General features: G+C 56.6%; 16 protein-coding genes. 10 read left to right on the top strand and 6 right to left on the bottom strand.

What is annotated here, in order from left to right; genetic code table 11:
* Nucleotides 1–79 precede the first annotated feature (79 nt).
* The 4 genes from AB7951_RS04085 to AB7951_RS04070 all read left to right on the top strand — a co-directional run bounded on the left by AB7951_RS04085 (nucleotide 80) and on the right by AB7951_RS04070 (nucleotide 5,384).
* Nucleotides 80–2,707: an AAA family ATPase gene (locus AB7951_RS04085; protein WP_441255677.1), complete on the top strand. Its 2,628-nt coding sequence runs from the start codon at nucleotides 80–82 to the stop codon at nucleotides 2,705–2,707.
* A gap of 442 nt (nucleotides 2,708–3,149) precedes the next feature.
* Nucleotides 3,150–4,055, top strand: a complete 906-nt coding sequence (locus AB7951_RS04080; RefSeq protein ID WP_441255676.1) for a zincin-like metallopeptidase domain-containing protein — start codon at nucleotides 3,150–3,152, stop codon at nucleotides 4,053–4,055.
* Between the two features lie 23 nt (nucleotides 4,056–4,078).
* Entirely contained in the window at nucleotides 4,079–5,068 is a 990-nt protein-coding gene (locus AB7951_RS04075) for a trypsin-like peptidase domain-containing protein (protein WP_441255675.1), read from the top strand.
* 112 nt (nucleotides 5,069–5,180) lie between these two features.
* Entirely contained in the window at nucleotides 5,181–5,384 is a 204-nt protein-coding gene (locus AB7951_RS04070) for a hypothetical protein (protein ID WP_441255674.1), read from the top strand.
* Between the two features lie 135 nt (nucleotides 5,385–5,519).
* Here AB7951_RS04070 and AB7951_RS04065 read toward each other — a convergent pair whose 3' ends face one another.
* Nucleotides 5,520–6,956 carry a hypothetical protein gene (locus AB7951_RS04065; protein WP_441255673.1) on the bottom strand — a complete coding sequence of 479 codons (1,437 nt, stop codon included), beginning with the start codon at nucleotides 6,954–6,956 and terminating at the stop codon, nucleotides 5,520–5,522.
* Between the two features lie 320 nt (nucleotides 6,957–7,276).
* On the opposite strand from AB7951_RS04065, the gene AB7951_RS04060 reads away from it, so the two are divergent.
* Complete coding sequence (locus tag AB7951_RS04060; protein ID WP_441255672.1) at nucleotides 7,277–7,954, top strand: hypothetical protein; 678 nt, start codon at nucleotides 7,277–7,279, stop codon at nucleotides 7,952–7,954.
* A 197-nt stretch (nucleotides 7,955–8,151) separates the two neighbouring features.
* On the opposite strand, the gene AB7951_RS04055 is transcribed toward AB7951_RS04060, so the two are convergent.
* From AB7951_RS04055 to AB7951_RS04045, 3 genes are all read right to left on the bottom strand, one after another.
* Nucleotides 8,152–8,640 (bottom strand): DUF2937 family protein, encoded by a 489-nt coding sequence (locus AB7951_RS04055; protein WP_441255671.1) that lies wholly within the window; start codon nucleotides 8,638–8,640, stop codon nucleotides 8,152–8,154.
* An 89-nt stretch (nucleotides 8,641–8,729) separates the two neighbouring features.
* Nucleotides 8,730–9,752, bottom strand: coding sequence for a hypothetical protein (locus AB7951_RS04050; RefSeq protein WP_441255670.1), 1,023 nt, complete (start codon nucleotides 9,750–9,752; stop codon nucleotides 8,730–8,732).
* A gap of 138 nt (nucleotides 9,753–9,890) precedes the next feature.
* Entirely contained in the window at nucleotides 9,891–11,051 is a 1,161-nt protein-coding gene (locus AB7951_RS04045; protein WP_441255669.1) for a Swt1 family HEPN domain-containing protein, read from the bottom strand.
* A 384-nt stretch (nucleotides 11,052–11,435) separates the two neighbouring features.
* On the opposite strand from AB7951_RS04045, the gene AB7951_RS04040 reads away from it, so the two are divergent.
* The 5 genes from AB7951_RS04040 (at nucleotide 11,436) to AB7951_RS04020 (ending at nucleotide 16,752) form a co-directional block, all read left to right on the top strand.
* The gene (locus tag AB7951_RS04040; protein WP_441255668.1) at nucleotides 11,436–11,666 is read left to right on the top strand and encodes a hypothetical protein; all 231 of its coding nucleotides are present in this window, start codon (nucleotides 11,436–11,438) and stop codon (nucleotides 11,664–11,666) included.
* Entirely contained in the window at nucleotides 11,659–12,585 is a 927-nt protein-coding gene (locus AB7951_RS04035; protein WP_441255667.1) for a DUF4238 domain-containing protein, read from the top strand. The genes AB7951_RS04040 and AB7951_RS04035 overlap by 8 nt, the downstream gene beginning before the upstream one ends.
* 126 nt (nucleotides 12,586–12,711) lie before the next feature.
* Nucleotides 12,712–13,563, top strand: coding sequence for a type IV toxin-antitoxin system AbiEi family antitoxin domain-containing protein (locus AB7951_RS04030; protein ID WP_441255666.1), 852 nt, complete (start codon nucleotides 12,712–12,714; stop codon nucleotides 13,561–13,563).
* Nucleotides 13,553–14,473, top strand: coding sequence for a nucleotidyl transferase AbiEii/AbiGii toxin family protein (locus AB7951_RS04025; RefSeq protein WP_441255665.1), 921 nt, complete (start codon nucleotides 13,553–13,555; stop codon nucleotides 14,471–14,473). Before AB7951_RS04030 ends, AB7951_RS04025 begins: the two co-directional genes overlap by 11 nt.
* On the top strand, nucleotides 14,470–16,752 hold the full coding sequence (locus tag AB7951_RS04020; protein WP_441255664.1) for an AAA family ATPase: 2,283 nt from the start codon (nucleotides 14,470–14,472) through the stop codon (nucleotides 16,750–16,752). Before AB7951_RS04025 ends, AB7951_RS04020 begins: the two co-directional genes overlap by 4 nt.
* A gap of 5 nt (nucleotides 16,753–16,757) precedes the next feature.
* Here AB7951_RS04020 and AB7951_RS04015 read toward each other — a convergent pair whose 3' ends face one another.
* Together AB7951_RS04015 and AB7951_RS04010 are read right to left on the bottom strand one after the other, a co-directional pair.
* Nucleotides 16,758–17,012 carry a tyrosine-type recombinase/integrase gene (locus tag AB7951_RS04015; protein ID WP_441255663.1) on the bottom strand — a complete coding sequence of 85 codons (255 nt, stop codon included), beginning with the start codon at nucleotides 17,010–17,012 and terminating at the stop codon, nucleotides 16,758–16,760.
* 225 nt (nucleotides 17,013–17,237) lie between these two features.
* Nucleotides 17,238–18,497, bottom strand: a complete 1,260-nt coding sequence (locus tag AB7951_RS04010; RefSeq protein ID WP_441255662.1) for a phage integrase central domain-containing protein — start codon at nucleotides 18,495–18,497, stop codon at nucleotides 17,238–17,240.
* Nucleotides 18,498–18,562: the final 65 nt, after the last annotated feature.

Below are 18,562 nucleotides of genomic sequence, written 5' to 3'. Positions count from 1 at the left end.
TGCAGAGCATCTTTGTAAGTTTTCAGGTCAGTTTCGTTGTCATTTTAAACCAACTTGTTATTGAAGGATTCTTTAGGCCATGGCGACACTGCAACCGTCTGAAGAAATCCTCGCGTGGGCTAAAGGGCAGCCGGGCTGGCGTCAGGATGCCCTGCGCCGCCTCTTGACCAAGCCCTTTGCGAAGGCCGATGAGGATGAGTGTCTTGAACTACTCAAGGCTGCGCATAATGTCGTGACATCCGTATTGGTCCTCGACCCGCTCGACAAGAAGCACCTTCCTGTTCGATCGAGCTCGGCCACAAATTTGCGGCTCGCAGCGCTGGACGCGATCACGAACGTAAATCGCCTTTCCAAGGATGCCGCGCTTTCGCTTTCGCCCGACGGTCTGACGCTGATCTATGGCGACAACGGCAGTGGCAAGTCGGGATTCATCCGCATCCTCAAGAAGGCAGGACGCGCCCGTGATAACGAGAGCATCCTTCCAGATGTTTATTCGGCAGGTATCGCGAAATCTCCGGCGAGCGCACGCTTCACCTTGCATGAAGGGACGACGGTCCAACCCCCGGTGCAATGGCTCGACGACAGCAAGCCACCCGCGGACGTACTGAGCAGGCTGGCGATCTTCGACAGCAAATGCGCCAGCATTCATGTCGATGGCGAAAACCGGCTTGAAATCATTCCACATAATCTGGACTGCTTCGAGAAACTGGCCCAGCTATGCGACAAGCTTCGCGTTCGTCTCAAAGAAGAGAGCGACGCACTGGACAAACAGTTGCTTGGAGTCCTGCCTCCTATCCCGGCCGGTACGACATCAGAAAAGTTCGTATCGGAGCTCGGCAAGAAAAAAGAAGCCGATCTGGCCGCTGCCACAGCCTGGAATGATGCCGACCTCAAGAGGCTGACGGATCTCGCCGGGATGTTGAAAGACCCGATGGCGGAGGCTCAACGTCTTGAGCGCATTACCGTGGCGCTTGAGACATACGCAAACGGCATCGTGAAGGCATCGACCGCCCTTGCCGATCCGAAAGTCATCGAAATTCTTGCTCTAAAAAAGAGCGCGCAAGACCTCCGGGCACAATCCACCGCCAGTGCCTCTGCCGCCTTCGCAAAAGACCCCTTGAAGGGCGTCGGCGAAGGTCCATGGCGCATCATGTTCGATGCAGCCAAATCCTATTCCGAGCAAAACGCATTTCCTGGCGAAACCTTTCCCGTCGTTAAACCTGACGCGCAATGTGTCTTGTGCCAGCAAACCCTCGACGCGGATGCCCAGGACCGGTTTGTGCGGTTCGCAAATTTCGTGACGGGCGCGATGAACGCTAAGGCAGCAGCCGCTGAAGTCGCAAGGGATGCCGCTCTCCTTGCCATACGCCCTGTTACCCTGCCGATAGCCGAACTGGTTGCAGAAGCGCGTGACAACCTTACTGCCAGGGTCAAACAGCTTATCGATGACAGCACGGCCTATAGAGACGCGCTTCTCAAGCGCCGCCATGCGCTTCTGAACGATGAGGATGCATCGGCAGCATTGCCGACCAATCCTGACGCGCAACTGCGCGCAGAGATTGTGTCACTGACAGCAGCGGCCAAGGAAGCCAGGGCGCTTGCAAGCGCCGATACCGGCGCTGCCGATGCGCTTCGCAAAGAATACGCCGAGCTATCGGGAAGAAAGGTACTTCATGAGAATCAGGCTGAGCTTAAGCGCCGCATCGACATCTATCAGCAGATCGCAAAGTTGCAGACGGCATTGAAGGCCTGCGCGACCAAAGACATCTCGGATCAGGGCAGTAAGTTGCTTAAAACTCATGTCACAGAAGCGCTTTCCGCGGCGCTGACCGACGAGCAAAAGCAGTTGGGAATTACGTCGATCCCTATCAATCTGTCCGATCGCACGTCGAAAGCGGTGATCAAGCACAGCATCAAGCTGAACGGCGCAACCCTCGCCGCAGATACGTCCGCCGTGCTGAGTGAAGGTGAACATCGCGCCGTGGCGCTCGCCGCATTTATGGCCGAGTTGAAAATGTATCCCGGCAAAGATGCCATCGTGATTGACGACCCGGTGTCGTCACTTGATCATGTGCGTCGGGGGAAAGTGGCCGAACGGTTAGTTGCCGAAGCCAAAGATCGTCAGGTGATCGTCTTTACCCACGATCTGGTTTTCCTGTCCGAAGCCCGATACCACGCGATAAAAAGCGGCACGCCCATCCGCGTTCTGGGAATTCGGCGCGGTCCCAATGGGTTCGGCTCACTCGATCCCGATGGGGAGCCGTGGCTGGCCAAGCATTTGCCTGCCCGCCGTCAATGGCTCACCGAGCAGATTGGTCGGCTGAAAAAGATGCACGCGGATGCAAATCCCGACTACGAAATGCAGTTGCGCTTTTTCTACGATCGGCTGCGGGAGACCTGGGAAAAATTTATCGAAGAGCGATTATTCGCTCAGGTCATTTCTCGCTTTCAGCCGCAGGTGCAAACGTTGCGCCTGAAGGAAGCCGTCATAGACGACGAACTCGTTAGCCAGGTCTATTACGGGATGTCCGAAGTCTCATCCTATACGGGGCATGATCGCGCGCTCGGGAAAGGCGGGGCGATGGCTGAACCGCCGGAATGTGAGAAGCATCTGGCGGCTTTCGTTTCATGCCTCGACGAAGCTGACACAAAATCCAAGGCTGCCGTAAAATCTCGCGACGGAAAGATGAAGCCCGTCAAAGCTTAGAAACCTTGAACCGTTTCCCGCAGAGCTGAACGACGATGAAGCTATAGCTTCGCGTGATGGCCGCGTTGGGGGGGGGGGGGGGGGGGGGGGGGGGGGGCGGCGCCCGTCCTGTTGCTTGCGCGCGTCTAAGGACCTCAGCCTCTCATCGTGTAAATAGCGACTTAGCCGTCTTTCATATGGATGTGACGATTCGCTGGAAGTTTCTTAAGCGCAGGTGCCTGCGAATCCTTAGCAAAGACCGTTGATGCCCTTACGGTGGGCATCGTTCTCAAAATGCCGACTCTGCGCCGGGGCGCGAACGCTGCAACGGCAAGCCCTCGGCTTTCTGCTCCGCAGGCCGCCTCACCGTGCCGGTTCGGTTCCGCATACGCTTATTCCCCGTCGCCTTCGCTTCAGCATCGAGACCGCCATCGGGGCGGGCTCAAGAGCGAAGGAGATCACCATGCCGGCACGATCCGCAACGGCCACGCCACGCCGCGACATCCATACCGAAATCACAGCAACTCTGATCGCACAGATCGAAACCAGTCCGGGCGAGCCAGCCCTACCCTGGCGCCAACCGAATCTCTCGACGGATTTGCCGACCAACGCACTGACCGAGAGACCCTATAGCGGCATCAACATTATCAGCCTGTGGGCCGCGGCGATCGACAAAGGGTTCAACACGTCGATCTGGGCCAATTACCGGCAATGGGCCGAACTGGGCTGTCAAGTCCGCTCAGGCGAGCGCTCCTCCTCCGTCATCTTCTTCAAGGAGTTCGAGACAGCGCCCGATCCCTCCGATCAGGCAGACACTGGCAAGCGCCGCGTGGCCCGCACGTCGAACGTCTTCAATGCCGAACAGGTCGATGGCTTCGCGCTGCCGGAGCTGCCCGTCTTGATGGGCCCCATAGAGCGGCTGGAGCGCGTTGACGCCTTTATCGCAGCGACCGGTGCCCGTGTTGTTCACGGAGGCAGCCGCGCTTTCTACCGTCCGTCTACCGATCATATCCAGATGCCGGACGAAGCGCTCTTCTTCGAGTCCGAAACGCACAGCCGCACGGAAGGCTACTACGCGGTTCTGACGCACGAGTGTATTCACTGGTCGGGCGCCACGCATCGCCTGAACCGCGAGTTCGGCAAGCGCTTCGGCGATTCCGCCTATGCCGTCGAAGAACTCGTCGCGGAAATTGGCGCGGCATTCCTGTCCGCCGAACTTGGCATCACACAGGATACACGGGCCGACCACGCGCAATATCTTGCGCACCGGCTCAAACTGCTCAAGAGCGACAACCGCGCTATCTTCACGGCAGCCGCGAAGGCAAGCGAAGCGGTCACGTTTCTCAAGAGCTTTTCATCCCCTCCTTAGGGGATTTTCTGCTAGATAGCGCCATGACCTTTCCTGTCAGCCCGTCGCCCGGCGATGACCCGCGTCGATTTCTCATTCAAGATCCGATGGGTATCCGCCATCCTATCATCTCCTTGTTGGCGATCGATAGCAGGACAGATCGCGCCTTTGGTCTAGGCACAGCGTTCCGAATCGATCCGTTCGGAGGATACCTGACCGCGCAGCACGTGCTCGAAGAATGGCTTACGCCTTCCCGCCCACAGCAGACCGTCGTCGGACTTCTCAATCCCGGCCTTGTTTACGGGCGCGGCTCGGTCGGGAACGACAGCATGGTCATGATCGCGTCAGCGACAGTGTTTCGCACGCAGTCAGACGATGTGATGCGTGATCGACTACTCGGCCGCGATTCCAGCCGCATGGCGTTCGACTGCATGATGCTGTCCTTTAAAGGGGATAATACGCGCCTGCACGAGGTGCGCGATTTTCTGCCCCTGCGGCTGACCGGCAAATGGCCAAAGGTCGGCGACGAGGTCATGGCAATAGGATTTCCCGAGCTGGGTTCGATACAGGACCGCACAATCGATGCGGAGGTTTTGACCGAGCGCATGTACGGATCGATCGGCCGCGTAACCGTCGTTTTGCCGCGCGGTCGCGAACATCGGCCGTGGCCGACATTCGCTGTCGATACCCATTGGCCTGGCGGCATGAGCGGCGGTCCGGTGTTCAATCAGGACGGCGAGGTGATCGGGCTGGTTAGCTCGAGCGACGAACCGCGAAGCGAGAATGCGCAGTCTTATGCATTCTGGTTTGCACCGGTCAGGGGCATCGAACGAAATCTCCCCCATGTCGATCCTTCGAATCCAGGATGGGTACGTGGCTGGGCCGTGGTGCGTAGTGCGCCTTGGCATGTCGCGGCGATGACGAATGACCGGGCACGCGCCGACGAACTCTGCGCTACGCTAACGCCGGATTATTCAGTTCGTTTTGGCTCTTTACGAGCGGGCTCCGATGATTTCATGGGGGCGGATAGCTAGGCGGACGCGACGCGGCATAGTGTCGTGAGGTTCCGGCTGACGGCGCAGAGAGAGCTGTATCGCGTATTCAACTATGGCAATATGGTCCTTACGATTATGAAGGATGCGGCCCATGAGCATGAGCAAGCGTATGTTGTTTGGTAACGATCCCGTGGACGACCACATCCGCGAGAAGCTGCGGAAAGACACAGAGGAATTTCTTGAACCGTTCAAGTTCAAGATTCCGACGCGCCGCAAGAATCGGCTTGGACGCGGCCCGCATTGGGATCCTTACTGGCGTTCGTGCTTAACGGCAGCGGGAGGAATTGGGTATTGAGAAGGTTCAAATCAACGACCAGATGTGTGTTCGAACGCCAGCTAATGCGAAAGCCGTCAAAGCCCGTGCTGAAACGTTTCATCAGCTAAGATTGAGCCAGCTATCGGGTATTTCGGCCTAAGCACACCAGGTGTGCTATTTCCGATAGACGATTTCGACCAGCAACCTTGTGAGGTTGGTCGATACATACCCATTATGCTTGGCATCGACTGTACCCTCTTGCGGCTCCCGGTCCTTTTGATCTGCAAGGTTGATGGTGTTCTTGTCGGTCACGACATTCCAGACGTTGCTTTTAAGCGATCCCGAACTGAAAGAAATTGCATAGAATAGCGAGTCGCGGGTATAGCAGGCTTCTATTTTGTAGGGACAATTCTCAAGATCGAACATGCGATAGCCGAGCACACCATCCATCTTCGTCTGCCGAAACCAGTCTGTTTTCGCCGCAAGTGGCGGAAAGGCCGGCGCAGTGTCGGGCAAACCAAGCGCTTTCGCCTCCTCCGCATTTAGTGGGAATTTTCCCGCATTCCGATCTTCGAAAGTCAGGTTGTGCGTCACGTAATCAGGATAGTGACCGATGGCTACACCGCGCGCTTTGCTCCCGCCGTCGCAGGAAGGCGGCTTGAAACCCGGAATCCACGCAGCTGCATGATAGATTTTATTGGTGGCGTCGTCGTCCTTGCTTGTGACATTAATCCAGACCGGGCCGTCGTCGCCGCTCTTCCCGCCATTGAGATAGATCGGATCGAAGCAGTCAGCGCCGACGGCTGCGTTCAACGTCACGATCAGAGAACCTGATCCCAACGGAGGACCATCTGTCTTTACCGCATCTTCCACAAATGCCCGCGTGAGAACGCGACCGCCTAACGAATGCCCGACGACCATTATCCTGCCGTCGGGCGAACTGGCCCGTACCGCATCGGCGATGTCCTTGAGATCGTGACCGAGGTCGGACTTTAGACCGGGATTACCGCGGCGCCCCAGTCCCAGCCGATCAGCCGCCTCAGCCCTGTCCTTGATCGAAGCCATATTCATTGGGTAGTTTGAATATCTTTCCCCGCGCCAACCGACGTAGACGCCAATAACCGCCGGCACCTTGCTGTTACCCTGCTGCTCGAAATTCCTGCGGAGCTGATCGGCCTGACGCGCCACGAAGTAATCGAACTTGATCGCGTTATTGCCGGGGACAAGCGGATCCTTGTCATTGGCGTTATGATGCCAGCCATGAACATAGGCCACCACAAACACCGGCCTCTTTTCATGGCCGTAGCCCCGAATTTTCTTGATGATTGCCTGTTTCTGCTGATCGCCGAACGGCGCGCCGTTCTCCCCGTATTCCAGCCAGGCTTTATCGAAGGATGTGGACCGATACACCTTCGCGCTAGGCTTGGCTTCCGGAGGGAGAACGTCCCAGCCATGGTTCTCAACCATCATCGTAACGCTGGCGATGTCGTCCGAATGGTATGCCTTATCGGGCAGGCAGTTTTGCCAGAACGAACAGTCCGTACCGGTTTCAGCCATCGCGGCAGTGTTGATAATCAATCCGGTAAATAAAGACAGAGCGCGCAAATTCATGGCAGCTTCCGATCTCATATCTACGATAAAATGCCAAAGTGGCGGATGCGGCAGTTGAGCCGCTCTACAACTAAAAGGCGAGACAGAAGTGCGCCAGCCCGCGGTCTTTCCTCAGTTTTTCGGTCTTTCCATTCGACGTCTGAGGTTCTTGGGGCATATTGGCTCTCGCCGGCTACGGGACGGCGGTCCATCGATCCGGCTCCGGACAATTTGCGGCGTGATCCAAGGGACCTTATAGGGGCGGTTGCGACTCCCGCGGCGAGGGTCATCAAGTTCAGCACGGAGTTTATCCTGCCGGCATGTACCGGGCACCCGATTCCTTGATCGTACTTGAAGACGACGAACAATGGCTCATCGAGGTTAAAAACGTCTATGAGGAAGATCCATTCCGGCAACAGCGTCAGATCACGACGCCGACCTATCTGTCCTCCCTCGACACATACGTGCGGGCGACACAGGCGACGCTCAAGGTTGCGGTGTATTGGGCGCGGTGGGGCATCTGGACGCTCGTTTCTCCGCATGATCTTCTGGATGCGAATGGATACCTCAAGCTTGATATGAAGCACGCCGTTCGCTTCAACGAGCTGGGCAGGCTTGGCGATATGACCATCGGTACAAGACCGCCGCTGACGCTGAGGCTGACTGCAGATTCGACCAAGCCGAATGATATTGGTCCCGATGGAATGGCGCCGTTTACGGTTGGTGAAGTCACGATGCTCAGCGAGCAACGGTTCCTCACGCGCCCGGACGAGCAGGAGATCGCGTGGATATTCATGAATCTTGGGGAATGGGCCGAGCAGGAGGTTAAAGCTCTCGTAACCGATGGACAACTGTCGGCGATCGAGTATTCGTGGCTGCCGGACGAACGGCCCAATGAAGGGACGGAGAGATTTGAGATGATCGGCACGCTCAGCCGTATGTTCTCTCGCCACTATATGCAGCAGGCCCGTGGAAAATCCGATGCCGTGCAGATCGAGCTGGAGCACCGCCCCAACTAGTTCGCGCCTTTGATCTCTTCCGAATACAAGAGCGATGCATTGCCCCTATGGCGCTTCATCCAGCAGCCTGCTTCCGCGACCACTGCGGATCAAGGCGAGGATGCGGGAAGCACGTCCAAACTCTGACGGTCAGACTTCAATGCGAAGTACCGGCGAATCCCAGCCGCCGATACTCAACCTCGATTCTCTGGGTGAGATCAGGCTGCGACTCTGCTTCGCAAATGAAAAAAGCCGCCGATGAGCAAGAGTACCCCAAACGATAAACACCAGCCGATGATTGCAAACACGATGCCCGTGAGGGTCGTTGGAAATGCCGGCGCATAGGCGTTCCAGGCCTGCGTCATGATTGGCTTGTCGTAGTCCGCCGCCACTGCGAACACGGCGGCAGGCGTGACGCCGTTCGCCAAAGCCGATTGCTGCTCGTTCAATCGGTCCAGCCTGCGCACATAATCAGCCATGCGCTGCGCCTGGTCACGCACCAGCTGTTCGGTATTTTTGGCCATCAACCCAAGCGCACCCGCACGGTCAAAACCCGAGCGACGGGAATCCTCGTCGAAATTACGCACGACGAGCGTCAGCTCGCTGGCTGCGCCTCCGAGCCGCTGTCGATATTGCTGTATCAGTTCAGGAATCTGCGCAAACGCCAAAGCGCCCAAAAGTGACAAAACGGCAAAGAGTCGCTGCATCGAAGCACTCCTTTTCGCGTCGGTATCTTTTATGGAGGCTGTCAGTAACTGCGATTCGGCCGCCTACGTCCAATCACAAAAACGCCCGGCTACGCGATATCTATCTGCTCATACGCGACGGGAAGCCTGAAGCGCTGTTGCAGGGTTTCAAGATAGGTCGCGCCGTCGTCATCGAGCGCAGTCTCGCCGCAGATGACAAGCCGCGCAGCTTCGTTGGCATGAGGCCAGTAGGCATATTCCATCACCTGCCCCAAGGCTTCGCGAATACAAGCCCGCGGCGACAGCGCGGTCTTGATTTCATAGTACCAGAATTCTTTCGCCGAACGCCGTAACACCACGTCGATTTTGCTGCCAAGACCACTTGCGTGTTCGTCGGCGACGTTTTCAGCGCCGTATTGCTTGATCAGACGATCGCACAAGGCTGCCTGAAGTAAGGTATGACGCAGATTGATATTGAGTTCACGCTCGACAAGCGACGCTTTGGTCGCAGACGCCTTCTCGGTGCACCCTGCCTGAAATACGAAGCCGTTGCCCGGCTGCGCTCCGCGCAGCTCGTGGCCCCCGCTTTCGACGAAAGAATAGAGCGGCAGCAGACGATCGAAATCCGCGAGGATCACATTGTAGTCGATTGCGCCGATGGGCTGACGCTTGCCAAGAAAAACAAAGCAGCCCGGACGGACAAGCTCGGGCACCACCGGTCCCGGCGGATAATCGCCGCTGGGCTCGCCATCCCGGTAATCCCACATCCGCATGTCGGCGTAGAGATCGGGACAGAGTTGAAGATACTCGCCGAACAACCGCGCCTTTGGCACCAGCACATCGATGGAGGGGAGCGCCTGACTCAATTCAAACGAAAACGCGACGCCGTGGCGTAATTCCTGTTCGCCCCTGTGATCTTCAAGACCGATATTGAATTGCAGTTCGGATCGGCCGCCGCGATGAAACGCCCAGTGCGGGTGGATTGTCTGGTCACTGAAAATATCTGACCCGGGCCGTCTCGATAAGCCGCGAAGTTCCTTCCGCATCTTTTGAAGTGCACCGATGGCATAGGAGTTCGCCTGCGCGTTTATCTCGTGCGCGATCGACCTGATGTCGAAAGGTGTTTCGGACATTGCTCCCCCGGCGTTTAACGGAGTGTGCACGACTGGCGGGCAAGCGGAAAGACGGATGGGATGGTCATCGATATGGGCGCGACCGTTCACGATCAGGCGTTCGTGAACGGAGCCTTGTTCCGCGCAAAATAGAGACGCCTAATCTTCGTCAGTTTCGATGGCGCGTTGAATGCGCCTGGTTTCTGCCAGCAGGAACAGCTCGTCGTCCTGTGAAATCATCCGACTGTGCATCGTATCATTGCGGAGAGGATAAAGGCGCTGAAACGATTCGATCACCGACGAGGTTCGAACGAAGACCCCTTTGAATACGGCATCCCAATTATCTGCGCGCGTAATGATCTGCACATAGTCGCCAAACTCCGCATAGTCGATGAGCGACTCCACAGGCCGCCCCTGGGATCGTGCGCGCTCCTGTTTGTCAGCCCATCCCTGCCAAATTGGTCCCGGCACACGCTGCTTGATCCACTTGTCGCCGTATACAGCCGACATCCGCAGATGAATGAAACGGCGGACACGACGCTCGAACCGAACGAGACGGCTGTGAGCCGCTTTCGCGCGCTCAAGGCCGGCTTCCTCCTCATCTTCTACTGCGTCTTCTGACGGACGTTCGGAAAGACCGAGGGCCGAAAGGCCCTCGTGGAAAGCCGGCGACGGATAGGCCGTCAGGAGCGGATCGAAGCCCCGCGCTTCATAAAATGCCGATCTTGCATCGAGATCATCGAACACATTTTTTGGCCAGATGATGGGTTCTCGCCAATCCCCGAGACTGCCGCGCAGGATGTCAGACGCCAGATCCGAAAACGGCTGGTCGCTGGCGATCACATCTCTAACCGATTGCAGACCCAAGAGACCTTGGACAGATCCAACAGCGTTGAGCTGATCGATCCATGGCGAGCGGATCGCCATTGCCGCATCTTCAAGTCTTTGATACGCGCCACCCGCAATTTCGCTTGCCATAAGGGCATGAGGTCCGACGCCGAGAGCCTGTTCCGCCAGCCGGTGTAACTCACCGACGTTCGGAAGTGCGAAGCGGCCCGTGACACCGAGATCTGAAAAATGGGAAGGCAGGCTGTCGAGAAGCGGATCATGCAATCCGTGCATGGGCTTCATCAGATCTTGCAAGTGTCGATCGGCGACCGCCCCCGACGCGATGCGCAGCATGTCGCGGTCGCGCTGCGCGATCTTTTCAACTTGGTCATACAGGCTCTTGGCACTGTTCAACCGCAATGGGTCAGCGCTCAAAAGCAGTCTATCCTGCAACGACTGCTGCTCCATGAGCCTTCGCATTATGTCATCCATGGATGCTCTCTACGGTCGGCGCCGAATCGGGTGGTTGAGTCGCCCACCATCTTACAACTTTACGGCCCGTCAGAATATGCGGGGGTATCGCCTACACTGGCCGTTCTGGTTGGGCGCGACCGTCTGACGGTCAGGCTCTCGTGAACGGAGCCACGCTTCGCTCTGTCTCCGCCTTGCGGCATCGATCCTTCGCGCGAAGTCAGGAAGGCTTAAGGGGCGCCTCGCAGCGCTCGCCGCAACGGAAAAACGCGACTCAAACACGCGACCGAACCTGTCTGGGAGAAGCATCGGACAGACTTTGCCAAGCTACGGGAGCGTCAGGCTCTCGATCGACAGGGTGAGAAGACCCGCCAGACCGAGGCACGGAAGGGGATCAGCTTCGCCATGGCCAAGGCTGCCATTCTCAAAGAGCTCGATGCCATCCCGCCCGAGCCACGGCGGCTCAAGGTCCTCGAGCCGGCCCCTGCCCCTGAGCGATCAGAAGATCTTCGTCCGGCAAATGATATCGATATCGTTATCGCGCGGGGTGAGCAGATACGGCGCGATATGGAAGGATGGCGCAGCCGCCATCCAGGGCGGGACCATGGGCGGGAAATGTGGGTTCGAAATGACTGAACGAAGCACTCAACATACGAAACGTAATCATTACGTACCACAGTTCTATATGAGGCAGTTCGCGCTCGCCGAAGACAAGGCGAAAATCAGATGTCTTTCGCGCCATGACCCCTATGTTAGCGTCGGGGCGAAGTCGATTTCCAGAATTGGTTATGAGGAGGATCTGTATACGTTCAGCGCAGCCGGCCTCAATGCATCGATCGAGGATGATCTTAACAAAAATATAGAGAGCCCCATCGCCAATAGCGACACGTGGAGCAAAGTCGTTGCGGGAGAGCCGGACAGGCTGGACAAATCGGATAAGCTGACACTCTACCTTCTTATGAGGCACCTGCAGTTCCGCAACATTGAAAATCTCCAATTCATCGAACAAGAGGCGGCACACGTCAGAGAGTTTGGCTTGAGGGACGGTTACTCTGATGACGAACGGGAAATGTATGCCGCGATAGCGCGGACAGCGGCGGGCCCCCGCAGCTACTTTCTTTCCATGGCAGCGAATACGCAACAATTCGCACTGCATTGGGACCGTGCAAGTATAACGGTGATCCGCTCCCGCATTCCGCTTCGGTCATCCACCAATCCGACACTCGTGATTCCGCGCAAACTCGGACACATCAAACTGTTCGAGGAACTGGAAGACGGCGCGTTTTGCTATTGGCTTCCCCTCTCGCGGCATTTTGGAGCGATGCTGACGATGTCGCGCCGCTTCAACGATTTTATTCATCAAGACTTACCGGACGATGCCGCACGGGTGTTCAATCGGCTGTATTTGGGCCAGCTTTTAGAAATGCCATCCACGCGACACTGTTTTGCCGATGACCCCGAAATTGAGGGTGACCTCCAATGGGCGGGTTTCGACGGTTTTGACGGATCTGGTGACCGCGGCCGGTACAAGCGTAAAGTGCGTCAGAGCGGCTGAGGAAGTCGGCTTTCGGGCCATCTTCCGGTCTCGGTTTACGATTCTGCCACTTTACATAGTTTAACTATGTTTTTTTGAGATTTCTTAAACTGGCAGCGGGTTTACGAATCTGCTATTTTACTCAGTATGGCTAAGCGAATATCCGGAAAGCTAAACTGGCTCGAAAAGCATCTTCCTGAAGGATTGATGGTCGATGCCGCGTGGCTTGAAAAGCACGGATATTCGACCGGCCTTCGCAGCCAGTATGTTGCGGCGGGATGGCTGGAGCAACCAACCCGGGGCGTATATCGCCGCCCCCGCGGCGAACTGAGTTGGCAGCAAGCCGTCATATCCCTGCAAACAATCCTCAACGCCAGCCCCGTGATCGTCGGAGGAAAAACCGCGCTCGATCTTCAGGGCTTCGCCCATTATCTTTCGACGACGACGAAAGAGATACATCTCTATGGACAGAAGCCCCTCCCCCACTGGCTAAAGAAACTGCCTCTGAAGGTCCGCTTCAATCATCACAACAGCCGCAAGCTATTCAATAACGATCCGATCACGATCGCCATCAGCAGCCTGAAATGGGATGTGGCCCGCGCGCAAGGAAGTACGAACGATCCGTTGCATGGCGGCGCATTCAATGTCCTTCCCTGGGGGCAGTGGGACTGGCCCCTGACTTTATCAACCCCCGAGCGGGCCATTCTCGAAGCCCTGGACGAACTTCCAGATCATGAGAGCTTCGATCAAATCGACAAGCTGATGGAAGGACTCACGAACCTGAGCCCGCGCCGCCTCCAAAAATTGCTAACCGACTGCAAGAACGTCAAGGTGAAACGGCTGTTCTTCTTTTTCGCCGATCGCCACAACCATGCCTGGCTCAAGCGCCTCGACAAACAAGAGGTCGATTTAGGCAAAGGCAAGCGCTTGGTCGCAAAAGGCGGCCGGCTGGACCAGACGTACCAGATCACCGTACCGGAATCCTTCCATGCCGTTTAAGGACCAATACGGGAGACAGGCGGCGCTTCTTATACGAACGCTGCCCTTTGTCGCGGCGGAGAAGTGCTTCGCCCTCAAGGGCGGCACAGCCATCAATCTCTTCATTAGAGACATGCCCCGCCTGTCGGTCGATATCGATCTCACCTACCTGCCGGTGCAACCACGGCCCGAATCCTTGGCGGATATCGACGCCGCCATGAGCCGCATGGCCGCGAGCATCAAGAGCGGCATTGTCGGCTCTCACGTAAACCCAAGCCGTGCCGATGGAACCATTACGAAGCTCGTCGTCCGGGCCGACCATATCCAGATCAAAATCGAGGTGACACCCGTCCTGCGCGGCTGCGTCTACGAACCAGAAACGCGGTCTGTTTCGGATTCTGTCGAAGACGCATATGGGTTTGCCGAAATTCAGGTGGTCTCGTTTGCCGATCTCTACGGCGGAAAAATCGTGGCCGCTCTTGATCGTCAGCATCCTCGCGACCTCTTCGATGTTCGGGATCTGCTCGCCAACGAGGGCATCAGCGATGACCTGCGCAAAGCGTTTATTGTTTATCTCCTGAGCCACGACCGGCCAATGTCCGAGGTTCTTGCCCCCACCCGGAAGGACATCACCAACGAGTATCTTCACAATTTTGAAGGTATGACCGATCAGCCGGTGTCACGGGAAGAACTGATAGCGGCGCGCGAGACCCTCATCAGTTCAATTGTGGAGCATATGCCCGACGGGCATCGCCAGTTCCTGATTGGTTTCGAACGCGGCCAACCCGACTGGTCGCTTCTTGACGTGGCCGGCGTCGCCGATTTGCCCGCTGTTAAATGGCGGCAGCGGAATCTTGACCGGATCGAAAAGGGCAAACGCGAGCAACTCGTTCGACGCCTCGAAGAAGTTCTGCTCGGGACCGGAACGTGAGCTACGATTTCTCCTCGCTCTCTCACCCTGATTTTGAAAGCCTATGCCTCGACTTGGCGGCCGCGCATGCCGGCCTACGATTTGAGGCGTTCAGCCCCGGCCCGGACGGCGGCATCGACGGTCGGCACGCCAAAGCCAATGAACTGACCATCCTTCAGGTCAAACACTATCGGGGATCAAGTTTTTCCGATTTGAAGCGCGCAATGCGGCACGAACAAGATTCGATCGAGACCCTGCAACCGACCCGTTATATTTTGGCGACCTCCCATTCGCTGACTCCGGACAACAAAGCTGCGCTCGCGGAAATCATCGGATCCTCGCTCCAATCTGAGAGCGATATCATTGGTCCCGCCGAATTAAATCGCCTGCTTCGGGAAAACCGCGATATCGAGAAGGCTCATATCAAGCTTTGGCTTTCAAGTACGGCGGTTCTTGATCAGATCGTCAACGCCGCACTCAGCGGTTTCACCAACACGACCAAGGACGAGATCGAGAGGAAGGTTAAGGTCTACGCCCAGAATCCAAGTTTCAAGGAAGCCTTTGATCTCCTCGAAAAGCGACACGTCATCATCGTGTCTGGCCCACCTGGCGTCGGAAAAACCACGCTCGCCGAAATGCTGGCTTACCGATACCTCGCCGAAAACTGGGAACTCGTAGCCGTTCGTGATCTGAACGACGGATTCACAAAAATCGACGATACAACGAAGACGGTCTTTTTCTTCGACGATTTTCTGGGTCAAGTGCGGCTGGACTTACAGACTTTAGGACAGCAAGACGCTCATCTCCTAAAATTCTTGGATCGCGTCAGGCGTTCACCGAACGCGCGCTTCATTCTAACGACGCGCGCCCATATTTACGAGGAGGCGCGGACACAGTCCGAGCGCATCGACGATAAGAAGGTCGACATTACGAAATATATCTTGGATGTCGGAGTCTATACGAGGCGCATCAAGGCCCATATTCTTTACAATCACCTCGCAACATCGGAGCTTAGTGAAGAGTATCTTGAGGCTTTGATTGACCATGAAACGCTTGCGTCAATCATCGACCACAAGAACTATAACCCAAGAACCATTCGGGCCATTACTGACTCCCTGAACACCGAAGGTGTCGGCGCGACCGAGTACCCCGACTTCTGCATTTCCAGCCTCGATCGTCCAAACGATCTCTGGGAAAAGCCATTCAGAAATATTCCAGACAAATGCCGGCATCTTTTGATTGGCCTATTCTTCTGCAGCGAATCAGGCGCCCGAATTTCAGACCTGAGATTGGTTTTCGACGCTACCCACGCAGCCATGTGCGAGCAATTCAGGATCGGCTCGGGTCCGAAAGATTTTGAACAGGCATTAAAGATACTGGAAAGCGGATTCGTTGCTATCAGCGCGACCACCGTTTCGTTTATCAATCCGTCGTTGCGCGATTATCTTCAGGAATACCTGAAAGATATCGCGCTCCTGAAAATCATCGTGCCGACCGCTCAACTGGCGTCTTGGGCACAAAACGTATGGAGTTATCTCGAAGAAGTCGTCAACCCCACTCGCGACGATCAGGCGCAACTACTCGATGGCTTCAGGAGCGCCTCGAAACGACTGCATATGACGCCGGTTTTCAAGAAAGACGAATATGCCACAGACAGCAGCTACAGATATTACGATCTCGCATTTACCAACAGGCTTCAGCTTCTACTTCAATGGTGGGCCAAATTTAGAGATAGCGAACTCGCCGAGGCAATTCGTGCGTTCATCGCCAACAACAATGTTCGGTACACCGTTTGGATTGACGGACTTGCATTGCCCGCACTCATTTCAGATTTCCGCAATGGAGAGTACCGCACATTTCCGCAGTCTGAAGAGCAGGCCAATCTGCTAGAAGCAAAATTCATCGAAGTTGTCGGGTATGATCCGTCAAGTGATGCGCTTGCCCAAATGTGGGACAAGGTCGATCTCCACCTCGGCCCGGAGTTGTCTGAGGAGATGACAGATGCATTTCAAGCTGCCGTTCAGCGACACCTCGATGAGGCCGAGTCGGTTGTCGATCGACTGGATTCAGAATCGGAGCTCGAAGATCACCAAAAGGCATTGGTGAAATTAGCATCGCGCATTGGTGGGAACGCAGACCCTGCCCTTCAGCGCGCGAAAGCCCGAATTCACGCGTTGAATAGCGAAACGCCGGATGAACCTCCGGAACCCGTTCCCGAGCCTAAGTCACGGGAGCCGGACAAGTTTACGGACACAGAAATTCTCAGCCTGTTTTCCACCTTGCGCCGTCACTCACCCTAGCATTGCTAGGTCAGTAACCGGAATTGGTCGAGCAGATCCGCCCGAGCCTGCATCAGTTCGACCCGCTTCTTCCAATAGGTTGCGCGGTTATAGGCGCGGCGAACTTCGTTCTCCTCTTTGTGGCCGAGCATGGCCTCGATCACGTCCGGATCAAAACCGCGCTCGTTCAGGAACGTGTTGCCGGCGGAGCGGAAGCCATGGGCCGTCATTTGCTCCTTCGTGTGGATGCTTGCCTTCGGGTTGTTGCTCGTCTTAGCCATGCTGTTTGCGCCGACGCATGAGCTTCTTGAAGCTCGCGCCGCTTACCTGCTTCAGGTCTTCGACCAAATCGCACACGAAACGCCGAAATAGCTCGTCATTCACCATTCTCACTCAGCATGAGGTCTGGCGAACAATATAGGTATTCAGGATTCCCGCGCGATAGCCCCAAGGCGGCGGCGACCGATTGAATCGGCGTTGTCTAGCTAGTACGGTAGGCTCGACGGCTAGGATGCTGACGACGATCGGGATCGCCGGGCCTTCGCGGTCGACAGAACGGTTCCGGACCTGCGGAGGTCATCCAGGTAATCCGCGTACCACTGCATCATCAGGACGCGTTCTTCCCAATATTCGGCGCCATTATAGGCACCACGAACCTCGTCTTCCTCTTGGTGCGCTAGTTGACGCTCGATAGCATCGCTATCCCAACGGCGCCTGCCATCCGAGCGGCGGCTTTCGTTCAGCAGTGTCGACGCCGTCGACCGGAAGCCATGCGCGGTCACTTGCGCTTTCGTGTACCCAAGCCGGCGAAGCGCAGCGTTTAGCGTCCCATCGGAAATCGGACGATGCCACGAGCGGATTTGCGGAAACAAGTAGGGCGACGTGCCTGTGACTTTGCGAAGGTCATTGATGATCGTAATCGCCTGTCGAGACAGCGGCACCTTGTGCGGCCGCGGCATCTTCATTTTTTCCTTCGGAATATTCCAGACGGCGTCCCGCAGATCGAATTCCTTCCATTCCGCGTGCCGCAGTTCGCCCGGCCGAACGAAGGTAAGGGCGATCAACTGCAACGCTGCGCGTGTTGTGATCTGACCGTCCATGTCGTCGATCGCGCGGAGAAGCGCGCCGACGGCCTTCGGCTCGGTGATGGCGGCCCGGTGATTGACCTTTGGCGCTATGAGAGCCCCCGTTAGGTCAGCCGATGGGTCGCGCTCGGCCCGATCGGTGCTAATCGCATATTTGAAGACACGACCACTAATGCTGCGGGCACGTCGGGCCGTGTCATATCGCCCTCGCCTCTCGATCTTTCGAAGCACATCAAGCAATTCCGACGCCTTGATCTCGGCGATCGGTCGATCGCCCAAATCGGCGTTGATGAAGCCGAGGAGCCATTTTTTCTTTTCAATTGTCTTCGGGTCGTCGCCCTCGGCTTCAAACTTCGTGATCAGTTCGTCCGCGACGATACGGAAAGTATTGCTGCGCGCGATGCGCGCCGCGCTACGATCCAACTTGCGCTGCGCGGACGGATCGATGCCTTTGGCCAGAAGCGCCTTGTTCGCGTCACGGCCGGCGCGGGCGTCGGCGAGACTGACCGCCGGATAGGCGCCCAGCGCGATCAGCTTCTGCTTTCCGTCGAACCGATACGCCTGTCGCCAAAGCCGCGACCCGTTCTTTTCAACAAGCAAATGCAGCCCGCCTCCGTCGCTGATCTTGTAGGGCTTCGTGGCGGATTTGGCGGCACGGCAGGCGGCATCCGAAAGCGGCATCGATTAGGTCCCCGCAGTCAATCTACCAACACACGATCGACGGGATACCAACAGCGATACCAACA

The sequence above is a fragment of the Tardiphaga sp. 285_C5_N1_2 genome, assembly GCF_052076065.1.
Classification (GTDB): domain Bacteria; phylum Pseudomonadota; class Alphaproteobacteria; order Rhizobiales; family Xanthobacteraceae; genus Tardiphaga; species Tardiphaga robiniae.
This window is presented reverse-complemented; position numbering and strand designations above follow the sequence as displayed.

Coding starts and splice junctions, on each gene's coding strand:
- AB7951_RS04085 (WP_441255677.1), top strand. CDS start 80: ATGGCGACACTGCAACCGTCTGAAGAAATCCTCGCGTGGGCTAAAGGG.
- AB7951_RS04080 (WP_441255676.1), top strand. CDS start 3,150: ATGCCGGCACGATCCGCAACGGCCACGCCACGCCGCGACATCCATACC.
- AB7951_RS04075 (WP_441255675.1), top strand. CDS start 4,079: ATGACCTTTCCTGTCAGCCCGTCGCCCGGCGATGACCCGCGTCGATTT.
- AB7951_RS04070 (WP_441255674.1), top strand. CDS start 5,181: ATGAGCATGAGCAAGCGTATGTTGTTTGGTAACGATCCCGTGGACGAC.
- AB7951_RS04065 (WP_441255673.1), bottom strand. CDS start 6,956: ATGAATTTGCGCGCTCTGTCTTTATTTACCGGATTGATTATCAACACT.
- AB7951_RS04055 (WP_441255671.1), bottom strand. CDS start 8,640: ATGCAGCGACTCTTTGCCGTTTTGTCACTTTTGGGCGCTTTGGCGTTT.
- AB7951_RS04050 (WP_441255670.1), bottom strand. CDS start 9,752: ATGTCCGAAACACCTTTCGACATCAGGTCGATCGCGCACGAGATAAAC.
- AB7951_RS04045 (WP_441255669.1), bottom strand. CDS start 11,051: ATGGATGACATAATGCGAAGGCTCATGGAGCAGCAGTCGTTGCAGGAT.
- AB7951_RS04040 (WP_441255668.1), top strand. CDS start 11,436: ATGGCCAAGGCTGCCATTCTCAAAGAGCTCGATGCCATCCCGCCCGAG.
- AB7951_RS04035 (WP_441255667.1), top strand. CDS start 11,659: ATGACTGAACGAAGCACTCAACATACGAAACGTAATCATTACGTACCA.
- AB7951_RS04030 (WP_441255666.1), top strand. CDS start 12,712: ATGGCTAAGCGAATATCCGGAAAGCTAAACTGGCTCGAAAAGCATCTT.
- AB7951_RS04025 (WP_441255665.1), top strand. CDS start 13,553: ATGCCGTTTAAGGACCAATACGGGAGACAGGCGGCGCTTCTTATACGA.
- AB7951_RS04015 (WP_441255663.1), bottom strand. CDS start 17,012: ATGGCTAAGACGAGCAACAACCCGAAGGCAAGCATCCACACGAAGGAG.
- AB7951_RS04010 (WP_441255662.1), bottom strand. CDS start 18,497: ATGCCGCTTTCGGATGCCGCCTGCCGTGCCGCCAAATCCGCCACGAAG.